General features: G+C 54.7%; 15 protein-coding genes. 1 reads left to right on the top strand and 14 read right to left on the bottom strand.

The genetic code is table 11. From position 1 onward, the window contains the following. Positions 1 to 29: 29 nt before the first annotated feature. The 3 genes from AC27N8_RS35460 to AC27N8_RS35450 form a co-directional block, all read right to left on the bottom strand. Positions 30 to 305 (bottom strand): hypothetical protein, encoded by a 276-nt coding sequence (locus tag AC27N8_RS35460; protein WP_487074502.1) that lies wholly within the window; start codon positions 303 to 305, stop codon positions 30 to 32. Positions 306 to 576: 271 nt separating this feature from the next. Continuing rightward, the gene (locus tag AC27N8_RS35455; RefSeq protein ID WP_487074500.1) at positions 577 to 3,219 is read right to left on the bottom strand and encodes a winged helix-turn-helix domain-containing protein; all 2,643 of its coding nucleotides are present in this window, start codon (positions 3,217 to 3,219) and stop codon (positions 577 to 579) included. A 573-nt stretch (positions 3,220 to 3,792) separates the two neighbouring features. Then, on the bottom strand, positions 3,793 to 3,993 hold the full coding sequence (locus AC27N8_RS35450) for a hypothetical protein (protein WP_487074498.1): 201 nt from the start codon (positions 3,991 to 3,993) through the stop codon (positions 3,793 to 3,795). A 324-nt stretch (positions 3,994 to 4,317) separates the two neighbouring features. On the opposite strand from AC27N8_RS35450, the gene AC27N8_RS35445 reads away from it, so the two are divergent. Further along, complete coding sequence (locus AC27N8_RS35445) at positions 4,318 to 4,866, top strand: hypothetical protein (protein WP_487074496.1); 549 nt, start codon at positions 4,318 to 4,320, stop codon at positions 4,864 to 4,866. Between the two features lie 190 nt (positions 4,867 to 5,056). Here AC27N8_RS35445 and AC27N8_RS35440 read toward each other — a convergent pair whose 3' ends face one another. The 11 genes from AC27N8_RS35440 to AC27N8_RS35390 all read right to left on the bottom strand — a co-directional run bounded on the left by AC27N8_RS35440 (position 5,057) and on the right by AC27N8_RS35390 (position 14,638). Further along, entirely contained in the window at positions 5,057 to 6,553 is a 1,497-nt protein-coding gene (locus tag AC27N8_RS35440; protein WP_487074494.1) for a hypothetical protein, read from the bottom strand. Positions 6,554 to 6,557: 4 nt separating this feature from the next. Beyond that, positions 6,558 to 6,995 carry a hypothetical protein gene (locus AC27N8_RS35435; RefSeq protein WP_487074492.1) on the bottom strand — a complete coding sequence of 146 codons (438 nt, stop codon included), beginning with the start codon at positions 6,993 to 6,995 and terminating at the stop codon, positions 6,558 to 6,560. Beyond that, entirely contained in the window at positions 6,995 to 7,321 is a 327-nt protein-coding gene (locus AC27N8_RS35430; RefSeq protein ID WP_487074490.1) for a hypothetical protein, read from the bottom strand. Before AC27N8_RS35430 ends, AC27N8_RS35435 begins: the two co-directional genes overlap by 1 nt. Before the next feature lie 63 nt (positions 7,322 to 7,384). Continuing rightward, complete coding sequence (locus AC27N8_RS35425) at positions 7,385 to 8,560, bottom strand: hypothetical protein (RefSeq protein ID WP_487074488.1); 1,176 nt, start codon at positions 8,558 to 8,560, stop codon at positions 7,385 to 7,387. Between the two features lie 83 nt (positions 8,561 to 8,643). Then, positions 8,644 to 9,054 carry a hypothetical protein gene (locus tag AC27N8_RS35420; protein WP_487074486.1) on the bottom strand — a complete coding sequence of 137 codons (411 nt, stop codon included), beginning with the start codon at positions 9,052 to 9,054 and terminating at the stop codon, positions 8,644 to 8,646. 38 nt (positions 9,055 to 9,092) lie between these two features. After that, positions 9,093 to 9,947 (bottom strand): cysteine peptidase family C39 domain-containing protein, encoded by an 855-nt coding sequence (locus AC27N8_RS35415; protein WP_487074484.1) that lies wholly within the window; start codon positions 9,945 to 9,947, stop codon positions 9,093 to 9,095. 4 nt (positions 9,948 to 9,951) lie between these two features. Beyond that, complete coding sequence (locus tag AC27N8_RS35410; RefSeq protein ID WP_487074482.1) at positions 9,952 to 11,988, bottom strand: PLL family lectin; 2,037 nt, start codon at positions 11,986 to 11,988, stop codon at positions 9,952 to 9,954. Continuing rightward, positions 11,982 to 12,296, bottom strand: a complete 315-nt coding sequence (locus AC27N8_RS35405; protein ID WP_487074480.1) for a hypothetical protein — start codon at positions 12,294 to 12,296, stop codon at positions 11,982 to 11,984. Before AC27N8_RS35405 ends, AC27N8_RS35410 begins: the two co-directional genes overlap by 7 nt. Beyond that, complete coding sequence (locus AC27N8_RS35400; RefSeq protein WP_487074478.1) at positions 12,293 to 12,892, bottom strand: hypothetical protein; 600 nt, start codon at positions 12,890 to 12,892, stop codon at positions 12,293 to 12,295. The genes AC27N8_RS35405 and AC27N8_RS35400 overlap by 4 nt, the downstream gene beginning before the upstream one ends. A 244-nt stretch (positions 12,893 to 13,136) precedes the next feature. Continuing rightward, a complete protein-coding gene (locus AC27N8_RS35395) occupies positions 13,137 to 13,427 on the bottom strand; it encodes a hypothetical protein (RefSeq protein ID WP_487074476.1) in 291 nt (96 codons plus the stop codon). 59 nt (positions 13,428 to 13,486) lie between these two features. Further along, a complete protein-coding gene (locus tag AC27N8_RS35390) occupies positions 13,487 to 14,638 on the bottom strand; it encodes a hypothetical protein (RefSeq protein WP_487074474.1) in 1,152 nt (383 codons plus the stop codon). Between the last annotated feature and the right edge of the window lie 25 nt (positions 14,639 to 14,663).

Here is a 14,663-nt window from a genome sequence, read left to right as displayed (position 1 = left end):
ATCTCCTTGTTGGATAAGAGTGTGAGGTGTCAAGGTCTGACATCCAGTCCATCTACCTGCTCGGGCTCAATGCGAATGATCGCGACCAATGGCAGGCCAACATCACGTACTTTTCTCAGCAAGCCATGCAATGCGGCCTGATCGAGCACTGGGCCGGTGAACAGGGTCTCGCCGTTGTCAAGCAATGTGATGCTCAGGCCAGAAAACCAGTCGGCCCACTTGCGATCCAGGTGACCCTGAACTCTGATCTGATAGATCAGAGGCTCCGCCTCCTTTTCATTGCTTGAGTTGCTCTCGTTTGACATGTCTCTGTCCCTCGTGTGGCGGTCATCTCTGCCTGTTCCACGTGCTTCAGATATCTTCTTGCAGGGAGTATAGCTTCTTCGGAGCAGGAACAGAAAGCATCTAAAGGTATGTTTGGAGTTATGTTCTCTCTTCGCTGCGAGAGGAACAGAGCAATACCAAAGGTATGTTTGGGGAAGTGTTGTGGGTACGAATACGCCTGGCGGTGCGAAACTGACGGATCGCATTGCCAGGCCGAACAGTTCCATGTGGGGAAAACGACACTAGATCGGCTTAGAGCAGCCCCAGATCACGGGCTCGTGCGATCGCTTCGGTGCGCCGCTGAGCCCCGAGCTTGCCAAAGATCTTATGAGTATGGCCTTTCACGGTCCCCAGAACCAGAAAAAGCCGCTCGCTAATCTCCTGATTGGAGAGTCCGGCAGCCACGAGACGGAGGACTTCCAACTCGCGTTGGCTCAAGGGTTCAAGAAGGAGCTGTGCAGGAGGCAGAGACAAGCTGTTTTCACTCTGCTGCTCGGCCTCATATGCAGTCAACAATTTCCTGAGATACTCGGGCATTCTCCCCAGAGTCATCGCTTCGAACAAGAGGGAAGTCATGGGGAGGCCTTCGTCGAGAAAGAGACGGATGAAACCGGCAGGCTCGGCCATCGCCAGTGCGTCAACGAGCAGGAGCACCGCCTGATCCTTTTCGCCATGAGCGCGAGCCGCGATCGCCTGGAGGACCATCACCTTGAGCTGTTCATCCTTCCAACCCTTTGCCTCCACTTGCTGTCGCCATGCAGAGAGCACCGCCAGTGCTGTAGATGGGTCGCCCTGAGCCAGATGGACCCGGGCCTGGCTCAGAGGGAGTTGGTGTGCTTGAGCCAGATGGGCTGCCGCTGAAAGACTCCCCTGGCGCAGGAAGGTGAGCACTTGTGCGGAGGTGATCTCAGGCATGCGAGCCACAACGTTGTGCTGCTGTGCGGACTGACTGGCCTGAGCAAGCAAAGCAGCAGCGTCGGACACCTCTCCCCGGGCCAGAAAGAGGCGGGCCAGAAAGACCTCGCAGGCAATGGAGTACTCAACTGCCTGACCACACTGCCGCGACAGGTGGAGACTCTGTCGCCTGTGCTGCTCGGCGGCCTCCAGATCGTTCCATTCGTAGAGGACCCGGGCCAGGCCCAGATGCGCTTCGCAGAGATGAGGAAGTGGCTGATCCCCTGCTAATTGCAGCACGCGCTGGTAGGTCTGGACCGAAAGATGGAGCTGGTTGTCAGTTTCCTGGATCATGCCCAGGCACATCGTCGCCAGGATGGTGGTGAAAATACCCTCGGGGGTCTGGCTGTTCTTGATGACTTCGGTATAGGCCCCTCTCGCCGCAGCACGATCTCCCTGGAGTTGGTAGGCGACCCCCAGCGTCCATTGAGCAGTCGCGAGGGAAAACAGATTCTCGGGGTCCAGATACTCCAAGGCACGGCGTGACTGGGCCAGCACCGTTTCTGGCTGGTATGGAGTGAGAGCCAACATCGCCCTGGCAGCGGCGATTTGCCCGATCAGGTCGCGGGTTCTGACATCTAGATTGGTGCCTTGCAGTGCGGATTCAGCCGCCTGGAGTTTCTCTTCCACACCGGTCGTCTCGGAACTCACCAGCAGCAACGTGGCATACCTCACCCACAACGAGGGCCTGGCATCCAGAACCGTCTTTGGCAGCGAGTCCAACCAGTTCAGGACAGTGGTCACCGCGCCAGGAAAATGCAAGGGAAAGCCATTTCCTTCCATCAGGCACTCGGCACGCTCCACATCATTGGCGGCAGTCGCATGATGAAAGGCTTCCATCGTGAGGCCCTGGTCTTCATACCAGCTACTTGCCCGGAGGTGCAACTCGTTCACCTGGCTTTGCGCAAGTGCTGGAGAGGAGGAAATGCTCTGATGGAGACGCAGCCTGAGCAAATCGGCAAAGAGATGGTGATAGCGGTACCAGCGCCGCTCGTTGTCCAGGGGGATGAGAAACAGATTAGCGCGTTCGAGGTATTCCAGGGTGGCTTGCCCGCTCATTGTGGAGCCGAGCACCACTGCATCACACAATAGTCCCGACATTCGATCGAGGATGGACGTGCGCAGCAAGAACGTCTGGACGCGTGCGTCCTGCTGCCCGAGGACTTCTTCCATCAAGTAGTCCAAGACGAAATGGTCGCTGCCGGTGAAGGAGGTGATGAAACTGGTGGCATCTTCATGTCCCTGTAGTGAAAGTGCAGCCAATTGCAGACCGGCAATCCAGCCTTCGGTGCGCCTTTCCAGGGCGGCGATGTCCTGGGCTGAGAGGGTAAGGCCCATGACCTGATTGAGAAATGCGGCGGCTTCGGAGGGGGTAAAACGCAAATCGACGGCACGTACCTCGGTCAAGTGGTCCCGGGCACGCAGACGGGCCAGGGGTAGGTGAGGGTCTTCCCTCGTAGCGATGACCAGATGCATGTTTGGGGGCAGATGAGCGAGCAGAAAGGCGAGGGCCTGGTCAACTGATTTGGCATCAATCGCATGGTAGTCGTCAAGGACGAGGGCGAAATGGTTCGGGATGGTGGTGACCTCATTGAGCAAGGTCGTCAGCATCGCTTCGAGTGACGGTGGTTGAGGGGATTGAAGTCCCCCCAACACCCCTTTCCCAATATTGGCGACAATGGTCTGCACAGCCGAGACGAGGTACGTCAGAAAGCGTACAGGGTCATTATCCCCTTCGTCCAGGGACAGCCAGGCAACCGGTCGCTCGAGTCCCTCGATCCATTCACTGACCAGCGTAGTTTTCCCAAAGCCAGCGGGGGCTGAGAGAAGGGTCAGTTTGTGGTGCTGCCCCTCGTTGAGCCGCTCGATCAGGCGGGGTCGGCTGACTACGTTCGGTCGTAGCGGAGGGATATACAGTTTCGTGGCTAAAATTGGTGTCACTTGCTCTCTCCTCCAACTACATTCCAGTCAGTTTCCCGTTCCCCCCTGGGACACCGCTCTCCTCAAAACGCTTGAGCGAAATTTGCACGTCCCCAGAAAACGTGCATTTGTCCGCTGTGGCTGGTTGCGACCCTGCCTTCTTCCGAGATCGTGCAAGAGGAGCCTGTTCTGTAGGAACCGAAGATGAAAGCTTTTGCTCTTCGTTTGAGGAAGAGGCCTGTTCTGTTTGTGTCTCACTCGTCTGCATAGGCTCAGCTACCCTCGCCTGATAGGTGTGTCCGTCTTCCGCATTCCAATGATTCGTCAATCTCGCGATGAGGCACGCAATTTACACGTTTGAGAGAAAGTATACCTGATAGGAAGCTGTTTTTCCAGGAAATTCTCCTGAAAATAAATTTTCATGGATGGTGGTGCTCCAGCGGAGCATGCGTTATTTATGGCTACTCGACAGGTAGGATCCACGTTTTACGGCGCCCGCTTCCTCGCCATACGATCAAGCTAGCTGGTTGTCTGCACCTTCAACGCTTAGGTTGATGTGTATTGAGCCACCAGTACTGCGTCCGTGCTTCTGACTTACCAAAGATACGGCACCAGGCGATAGCGTACCTGCTGCTCATATTCTTTATACCCGATCAAATCTTTTTCCAGGAGCTTCTCCTCGTCGAGAATTCTCCATGCGAGGACAAAGATAGTGATAGCCAGTACGATAAGTCCCCACCAGAAGCCGAGCGCGAGCAGAATGCCGATTGCGCCTTCGACCATGCTGTTCGGCATTCTGGTTGTAGCTTACATCTTTGCCATGCGAGCATACAAAAAGCGTGTATGAAACAAAGAATGTATCCCAGGAAAGAGATTTATGTACTAATGTACTAATGCACTAATGTACTAATGTGCTAATGTACTAATCTGAGTAGCTATTATTTGGTATAACAGAGTGTCGATAAAGGGGGAAGATTTTACAATTATCTGAGAATCAATAAAGCTATTTTTACTCAACTTTATCAGTGCAGCGAATTTTTTTGAAAGAACGGCGAACAGAATCGTCAGGAACTTTACGTCATTATTGGTCAAAAGACAAAGAAAGAGAGTATATAAACCATGAGCGATCGTAGGCATGGACGTCCTATAGAAAATAATAATAGAGGAAGGTTTAGAAATGATAGAGGGCGCTCATCTGACAGTGACCAAAGTTCAGCTCCCTCAATCTCAGAGTTAGTAGATAATCAAATAGACAGAGTAAGCCGTCTTGAAAGTTTAGATAGATTGATAGCTAACAGAGAAACTGTTTGGGAAGCATATAAAAGTAATTTAGCAGATCGACGGGACGAAAAGCTCAAAAAATCACGGGAAAAATATGAGACCAAATCTGACAAGATAGCAAACAGCAATAAGTCATCTGAAGAGATGACACGTGCCTGGAATAAGGCTGAGCAGGATTATGATTCAAGGGATACTAAAATAATTGAAAACTATCAAAATCAATTGTATACAGCGACATCCAATAAAATAGTTAGCTGGCAGCAGCAAGATACGCAAAGACAAACATTGCATGATCAATGCATGCAGGGTGAAGAACAGCTACACGGTATAAGAGAAGCATTTAGAACCCGCACGCCGTCTCCAAGCAATGACGTGATGCGTTGGTAATAACTGTCTATTTACAGGCTTTCTAAAGCATCTTGAGTGGCATAGAGAGCATTTGAGACCCTGACCTTCTTGTGGAGGAATGTAAGATACATCCATGCTCTTCTGCCAAAAGGATATTATCCAGGACACGCACAGTAAGAGCATATCATACATGAATATTTTTCAAGGGAAGAAAGCCATTATCACGTCGTTAAAAGCGCCCATCATCGCGATAGAGCCTGCGGGGGCGCACGACCAGACTCTCAACGGGAGGCGGAAGGAGATCGCGCAGCGCCTCGGAGCAGAGCGCGACGCTCATCAAGAAATCGTCGTGTCCTTCGGCAGGATCGACATACATATCCATAACATGCTCGCCGGGGATGCGATAGCGAGCGAGCCGTAGCTGCTTCCAGCACTCATCGAAGACGAGCGCTGGAGCGTCCTCCTGGTGATAGAGTTTCAAGCGGGCGGAGTTGATGAGGCTGAGCAGTTGATAGGTCAGATGGCTCTTGCTTGTCCGACTGAACTTATAGCCAACGACACGCTCGGAACCAAATTTATCGATGAGCAAACTGGCAAGAGCTTCGCCAAGACCGGTACTATCGACAACGAGCTTACGGATATTCCAGAGCTGCATCAGGGAACTCACAGAAGCATATTGATCGTTATAGCGCATGCCGGTCCACCAGGCCTGATGGACGATCTCGACCGCCGGCAGATCGAGCTCGTTGTAGCTGACACGTCCGATAGTGAGGACGGTACTATCGCGCTTATTTGAAGCATGAACCTCATCGCCGGGCCTGGGACGCTCTTCGCCACCGACATCGAGGCCAGCGACATAAAAGCCCACGGACGTGTCATCGGGACCATCGAGCCAGCAATGAGTGCCACGTATGAGATGCTGTTGCAGCTCGTTGAGCAGGAAGCCTGCGCCGCTGATCGGCAAGAGGCGATACTGTGTCCGAATGGAGACATGATCCTCGCCGAGCCGACGCATCTCGCTCTCAACAAAGGATCGATAGCGAGGATTGAGTGCGGCCAACTCCTGCCAATCGTACTCAAAGTGGCGCTGGATCCCATCGAGCTGCTGAAGTTCAAGATTATGGGCACGCATACAGGCCAGCAGAGTATTATCCGACCAGGCGGTGACATACATCACCGTGGTTGAATTTGCCGTTGCGGCCATCGGCTTCAGTTCCACATCATATTTAGCGATCTGGACATCCTGAGCCTCGTCTATCTCCAGCAGCAAGCTGGCGGTGGCTCCGACGATCGATGACTCTGGTCCGGCGGAGAAGAACATAATGCGGGGACCGCTCTGAGCTTCGACGAGGCTTGTATCCGGAGCAAGTCCGATGATATAGCCAAAGGATTTCCAGACACGCTCGCGTAGCAGTGGAGCTTCGAGCATGCTGAGGAGTCGCATGCGTGAGTTAACGATCTGCGGCTTATAGGTTGGAGCGGCTTTGACGATGCTGCCTTGCGGATAGGCAAAGAGCAGATAAGCTTCGAGGACGGCACTCAACTGATTCTTACCCATCTGCCGCGCAAACATAACGGTAAAAGTATCGCCGCGCCCCTCGCGAATCGAGCCCAGGATGGCGTTGCCGACCTGTTCCTGATAGGGATAGAGCGGCTTGCCAAGGATATGACGGGCGAACCAGCCGATATCGGAGTGCATCTGCTCGGGATACATATCGGAGTGCATACGGCTACGCCTCCACCAATTCTATGCTGACCTCATAGGATGCCGCCAGGCTTCCACCAGTCATCAAGGACGTGATCTGACTATGCAGATCGTTAATGCGTTCGCTATAAGCATCGAAATGGACGCTGATACTGCCATTGATGGGATCTTTCAAAAGGATCGTCGTGCCTGCGCTGCTCAGATAGCTGGCCCGCAAGGCATCGCGATACTGCTGTCCGCTGCTGCTGGAGAGAGAGCCATCATAGCGCGTGAGCTCGTTGACACACAGGATCACCATACTCCAGTGCCGCTTGCCGGGGCCGAGATCCACATAGGACTCGGCCCCATCTGCTCGGACAGTCGCCTGGCGGATACGCGGCTGTTGCACTTGATAGCTATCAGGCTTGACGAAGTAGCCATTTCCATCCAGGATAATTTCGCAATCGACACCAATCGTTGCCATCAGAGCACCTGCTCCTCCTGAATACGCGTCATCGTACTCTGTCCCTGCTGATCGCTAATCGAGACGATATCGCCATCGATCGAGACAGCCAGGCCGCGACGGCGCAGGGCCACGCAGATCGTATCGATAATCAGGGACAGGCGTGTATTCTCTGCCTTCAAATCATCGATCTTCGCCCGCAGACTACTCAGCTCAGCATCAAGGGCCGCAATCACGCGCTCCTGCACCTCATTGGCGCTCCGCTCGACGCCGCTCCGATACGCAATGATCCCCCCAACAATCCCGGTCAGAATCAAAACGAAATTGATCGTTCCCAACAAATCCATAAAAAACTCCTTTCGCCGCCAGAGCGTTGCGGCTGGCCGACTATTCAAATGTCCAAACGTTCGCTAGACGCGTCCCCACGAGAGAGCAATCTCGCCCCAGTGCACGCGCGACGCGGAGGCATAATCGCGCTGCTGCTTAATCTCCTGGAGGCGCGTCAAAAACTGCTCCATGCGACTATGAGCGGAGGTAGCCCAGGAGGTCGGGATGCGGGTATCATCGAGACGATCATGCAGAAAGCCATCCTGAAAATCGAAATTGTCGTTAGTTGGCACCTGATACGCCTCCATTGCGAACGCCGCCGCGCCCTGCACAATGATATCGCGATGGACCTCAGGGATCGTCGAACCGGAGGCATCCAACTGCTGCTTCGTCGCATAGAAGACGCGTATCAGCGAAGAGGTATCGCGGGGGAGCTCAGCCGTGGCCAGATGGAGCGTCAAAGCTGGCTGCTGAGAGCCAGTCAGGCCAGCGCTACCGCCCACGGCTCCGCGAGAGCCCAGATTGCCTCCCGAGGCCAGAGCCGCCGACGAATCGAACATATTGGAGAACTCGCTAAAGAAGCGCTCGCGTGGAGGCCAGCACATCACGCCCGACGTGTTGACAAGTGGAGGCTGTGGCTGACCAGCCAGAGAGCTATCGGGAAGGGTATCGACATACGTCGTCGTCGCATTATCGGATAACGTCGCCAGCAGAAAAAGAGTCGTGCTACCGACCGCCGTCCGATAGAGTGCGCGCCCGATAACGCTATTGCCTGCCGGGACGTTCCCCGGGAGCATGGTCTGTGTAGGACCAGGCGGGATAGCGCTCAGATTCACCTTCTGATTGCCACTACTTGTCGTGACAGTTGTCAACGGGGCGGTAGTCGTCTCTCCACCCTGCGACAAGAAGGTGACCGCGTATTGATAGCTCCCAACATTCAAACCGGAGCCCGCGGCTGCGGCTGCCACCATACTACCGCCGGGAGCAGCAAAGGCCGAGCCATAGACCTGAAGTGGATAGAGAATGCGCTCGATCCACAGGATTGGATAGCTCGCGTTCCAGCTCGGTGGATAGGGATAGGTACGCTGGAAGGGCTCAGTAGGCATATCGGCATAGGCGATATTGGGATAATATTCGGAGTAGCGATCAACGGCCTTATCGATCGCACGATCGATATCTGCCTGACTCCAGCGCTGATTACTGCCAGCCGGATCAAACAGATCCAACCGCACCAGATTTTCAAGATCGGACAAAAGCATAACCCCCTCCTCTCAACGGCGTGCGTAGCCCACAGACCAGGCACGCCAAACCACTGCATATCCTGACTAAGATCGAGTCTGGCTCAGCCCCTGCTGTCGGCATCAGGAACAGGCGACACAACTGGCATACGTATCGTGCCTCCAGTCAGCGCTAGATCAGGTGTCGCTTTCATCTGCGCCTGCGCCTGCCGTATCGCAAAAACCGATGCCTCAATGGCAGTATTCAACGCCGCTGGCTGCGGCACTGGCAAATGAAACGCATGAAAGAGATCGATTGAAGCCCGCAGAGCAAACTGCTTCTTCTCCAGCGGACCATAATCGTCATAGGACTGCTCAGCCATCGCCACAGCCATCTGTACACAGTGCTCAAGCATCTCCTGCTGCTTCGTCGGCAGTAGATGCTCAAAAAACTTCAGGCACCAGATCGCCAGCACGCACAAAAACGGGAATGCATTTAAAAGCACATCGGCAAGCACATTCTGATAAAGGAACATAGAAACACCCCTTTCAAATCTTACAACCAGAGAAGAGCTCATTTTGAAATGTTCAATTGATGTTTGAGAGCATCGCGCTCGGCGGTCAATTGCGAGCACAGACGTTGCAGAGCCAGCAACTCCTGCCCGATCCAGGCCTCAAAAACGCCGCGTGACGTTGTTGCTTCAAGCGTCGTCATCCGAAAATGCTGGCAATCGCCACCGCCCAGCGCGGGATTGCTGACCTCAAGTTGCGTGACATGCTTCTGAAGCTCCAGAGGCAGATCAGCAGACTGCCAATCGTGAGTCAGCACATAGGAGCGAAAATCGTGAAGCACCTTAATGCCATTGGGAGCGGTCAGAGTCGTGCCATCATCTTTCCAGCCGCGAGGAACGCGCTGTGCCGGAGGAGTTTGCTTGCGCGAGAGCGGCCAGACCTCGTTATACTTGAGGACATCCACCCAGGCGGCATCATTCTTGGTGACGGGCTGAGCGATATACGGGTCCATCGCAGTCAGATTTGTCGCCGAGCACGCATAGAAAGCGATCATATGCGACCAACCGAGGCTGGCATCGACATAGGGATCTATCTCGGAGGCCACCACCGGATGTCCCAGAGCCAGCTCGGTGCGGATCGTCTGGAGCAGTTCGTGTGGCGTACCGCTAATCGTCCGCAGGAGTACGCCGCGCCTGGCGACTTCCAGGATATAATCGTTGATCACGGTCGCGCCCACATAGCCTGTTCCATAGACCACATTTTTGAGTTCGCTACCCGTTGTCGGGGTACCGGTCAGGAACTGGATACAGGCGGCCAGGCTGGTCGCGACGCAATCGTACTCCTCATTGACCTGATGGGGATCTTCGGTGCGCTGTGATTTCATCGGAAAGTGGATTAATTCCTGCGTTGATGCCATAAGACTACACTCCTTCTAGCCGCAGGACGGAGGTATAATCCGCCTGCTGAGCATTATAGACGACGGTACTCTCGACGATACGCCCGGAGCTGCTCTGTCCTGAGCCAACGGGGACGCTATAGTCGGAGACGCTGATTACGTCAAGCAGTTGATGTGCGGGATTCACTGGAACCTGGATCTGATGTTGTACCCGGGTACGTTGCGCCTGTGCGAGGAGGAAACTGGCTTTACTGGCACATTGAGCAGTGGTAAGCAACTTCTGGTCCACATGTTGGATCAAGCGCTCCTGGCCGATCCACTGCATATTGCTATCATCGTAGGACTCGGCGGTCGTAAGAGCCGAAGAGCTCCCTGGAGGCTTTCCTGTCACAATCACATGATTGCCCGGCTGCTCATCGCCGCCAAAAGTGATCAATTCAAGCTCGGGCTGATACGACCAGGTTGAGGGATCGGAGGAGGAGAGCTCACGAAACTGCATCCTTTCATCCTGATCGAGGAAGAAATGCAGCTCATAGATGCTACAGAGCTCATCGAGGGCGCGTCGGAAGGACTGCCCGGCCTGCATAACAAAGGAGGGCACAGCCTGAGTAATCTGGCTGCTGGCTGGCAAGCTGAGCGAGAAGAGGGTGGCGCGAGCACAGATTTCGCGTAAGAGCCAGCCAAGCTGTTGCAGTACATACGTCATCTGGAAGCGATTGACCAGATCCAGCTGACTGGTCGCATCATGACAGAGCAGACGCAGCCGATGCCGCTGTGGCGTGCGCTGGATCTGTATCGACGTGATGCGATATGTCCCAACCTTCACCGTCTCGACCGTCGTAGGAGGAGATCCAGTACAATAGCCCTCGCTCAACACGACCGAGCAATGCGGGCCAATCGGCTGCGTCGCCGTCGCCTGACTGATCAAAGACGAGAACAGACCCTGATTATTATCAATCACCATCTCCAGCGCGGCAGGCCGTGCATCGTGCTCTTCCAGGCTATAGGAAAGTACGGCAGCGCTAACATCCAGATATTGATTGGTGTTGGCTTGATTGTAACTCGGAGCTCGTAAGACGTTTGCCATGCTAATCATCAGATTAGCGCTGGCGGTCGAGACGATGGTGGCACCATATTGTGCGGCGATACTGTGCACAATTGTTCCCTGCGACCAATGTTGCAGATCGCTACTCTGTCGCACGCGAGGATAGCTATAGACCGCTCCGGTAACCAATCCGTTATCGGACTCTATACAGATCAGCGTATAAAGCCCGCTACCGGCATCATATTGCAGACGTGGAGCCAGGCGTCCGATGCTGCTACTGCTAGCGGGAGCAATCGGCTGATAGGCCAGCCAGCTCGTGCTCCCGGGATTATAGGTAAATTCATAGAGAGTCGCCGTATCGCTAGTAACGATCCAATAAACCGAGCCATCCCAATAAGCAGTCAGGCCACCGCCGTAGCTGGGAGGAGCCAGCGTCGTCGTATGCAGTGTGCCCCAACTGCCGCCACTGAAAAAGGCGCAGCCAGTATACGTTCCGGCGATCAATTGATAGAGAAAGAAGACATCGTTATTCCCTGCGCTCCCGATGCCCAGGATGTTCGCGCTACTCGGAGGTGTCAGCACGACAGTGGGAGACGCGCTCCAGGTCTGTCCATTATCGCTACTGCTCCACGTCCAGAGGGCGCTGCCCCCGCTCCCCTGCTGAGCAAAAGCCCGCAGGGTTCCATTATTATTCGAGACAGCACATCCCCTATCCTGAAAGCAGGTCGAGGACGCGCTCGCGAAGGTAGTCCACGCCGTCCACTGACTCGCGCTGGCCGGATTGGTAACGCGTTGCCATTGAAACGATTGAGCGAAGATATTCGTCCCACGACTCAAGCGCACGCGCACAATACTTCCATCGCTGGCAACGCAGGCATCGTGCCAACCATCGGCCGCGCCCGGCGACTGATAGGCTTGATAGTGCTGAATATGATCCTCGATACTCACACTGATCGCCGGAACACGCGTAGCTGCTCCAACAGCACTGATCAAAGTAGAACTCAGCGACCTCACCATTCACAGGACTCCTGAATAGCCTCCTCAGGCGCGTCATCTTCGGCTATAGGAAGCTCAAGCGGATTCTCATCGCCTTCGCCGCGCATCTGTCGCATCAGATTCTCCAGCATAATGTTGGAGTGGCTGCGCTCAGCGACGTGTTCGCGGCTCTTCTGCTGCATCACGAGGAAGTGTTGGATCTGACTCATCATCTTGAGAGCCAGGTTAATATCGCTCAACAAGAGCTGTGCCTGCTCTTCAAGTTGAGAAATCCAATGCTCAATGCGCTGCTCCGGCGTCCCTGCAACATGTACAATGTTTCTACTCATTCAATATATCCATAGGTGTAGAGGGTCAGACTACAAGTGCCAACAAACGCTTTGATATCGGCGCGGCCGCTGCTATCGAGGGGCAGGATACCCATACCATTCACAGTCGCGCTGGCCACTGGAATATTACCGAGAGTCGCATATGCTCCCAGATCGCTAGCACCATGCGGAGCCAATTGGAGATAGGCATTCACGGTAGAACTAGAGAAGTACGCTTTAAAGAGGACACCAGAAGCTTGTGCCGGGATACCAGAGCTTCCACCGCTCAACGTATAAGTCGCCAGAGACCCGGCCGTCAGCGTATCGCCATTGATCTGCCGATAGCCAGTCACAAAAGTCACCCGACCAGGAGGAGGCGTCGGAACACTTGATCCCGTGCTATAGACAGCCAGCACAACAGCATCGGTCGCATTATGCTCATCAAAAAAGAACACCGTACAGAGAGCGCCATTAGTCAGAGCGCTAGAGCCATCCATATGGAAAGCCATCGGAACATTTGCCAGCACCGTCGAAGTCGCCTCCAGCAGCAATACCGAAGCCGTATACGTCACCGGATTAAACGACATCAACAAAGCACGCTTAATAATCTGAGCCACAACCCCCTCCCATTTCAGTGAGCCGACAACTCCTTTGCCCAAGGCGCCAATGCCCGCCCACGTAGCGGCGCGGCTCCGCCGTGCTGTCTGTGACTCGTATGACTCGGCTGGGGTGCGTCTCTGAAAGGAAGGCTGTCTAAATGGAGCCCCATGAGGAGCATATGAGAGTTACTGATAGCACTAAGCACGGTTGCTTGCTCTTTTCAGAGAGATGTTTCTCTCGTAGGGGACCGCACGTAAAACATCACGCATCGTTAGCGCCCTGCCCCGGATTAGCCAGCAGATCGCCGGCGCCCTGAGCGTGAAAGCTCCCAGACGTATAACTGCTGCCCAGGACCGCATTGACGCTGGCCGCAATATTGGCGAACGTCTGCGATCCAGACGCATCGACACGGACCCAGGTACCATCCTGAGCCAACGTGCCATCGGAGGTCAATTGCTGGATTGCCAGGGTACGAGGATTCAGGTAGCTGCCGATCGGAGCAACCTGGCCGCCATTATAGCGGCCGAAGGCCAATTCAAGCTGATTTATCATGGAGTTTTCTCCTTTCCTATCTTAGACTATAAGAATAGTGGCAAGCGGCAAGCGCTCGCCTAAAATTCGACGTACTTGGCGCTAATACTATAGCTGCCGGCGGCATACGTCTCCAGCAGGAGCGTGATCCCATTGGAGGACCCAGGCGGCAGCACAATCACCTGATCATTTTGCAGCAGCTCAAGTGATCCATTAGCGATATCGATCTGTGCGAAGGGGGAGGCCAAACTGGTGTTGGTCGTGACATACGTGCAACTGGACGCGATGGTGCTGGCGGCCGCGCCAGCCTTCAGATTGCTGACCGTGGCCGTGCTGCTATAAGCCGGATCAGTGGTAGTAAACTTGAGCCGAGCTGTGACCGAGTTCGTCGCCGCCGTGCCTGCCATGACGCGCAGCGAGTAGATGAGGATGGTTTTGCCGCTGGTGCCTGGATTAAAAATGCTCAGAGGATAATCGTTGGTACCGGTCGTCGAAGTTTGCAGGCCATTATGAGCATTGTACGCATGCCCCTGCAGAGCGAGCTGACGCACCCACGACTGGATGCTGGGAACGCCATTGATGCCCACTGCTCGATCGAGTGAGCTTCCATTGAAGAGAGCGGGACTGGCCAGCGGGATATTGGACCCCGAACAATTATCCTGCGAGGCGGCGCGCCCGATATAATAATTGCCGGCATTGGGATCAATAATCACATTCGCCACCGGCTCAATCCCGGTCGCCAGCAGCCCATTGAGCAGCGGCCCCTGTGGAGCATAGATGTCCCAGAAAGCGCCTGTATGGTTCGCATAGACCTGAGCAGTCTGCAACGTCACGGGATTACTGCCTGCGACGTAATCTGTCGCGGCATACACAATCTCGACCACACCACCGCCCACCAGCAGGATCGGTGCGCCCGCCACCAGACCAGTCACCGCCGAGAGGGTCAGACTACTCGAACCGGCCGTTGCGCCAGCGCTGATCGCATTGAAAATGATCCCCTTGCCCTGTAATTCGCGCTGACGATCAAAGTTGTTGTTGCCCGGAGCGCCATTATTGTACAGGTAGGACACTTCTGGCGTCATCGCCATACCTGCGCCGCCATCCTGTGCCGCGTTACTGCCGGGAACCGTCAGGAGATTCCCATTGCCATCGACGCGTAACGACTGACCTTTTCCAGCGGGATTCAGACCGCCCATCAATCCCGACCCATCAGCATTCATAAAATTCGTCAACTTGCTACCTCCCATTCAACGTGCC

The sequence above is a fragment of the Dictyobacter sp. Z7_2 genome (assembly GCF_057551105.1).
Note: the sequence above shows the minus strand (reverse complement) of the source record. Positions and strands in the feature narration are given on the sequence as shown.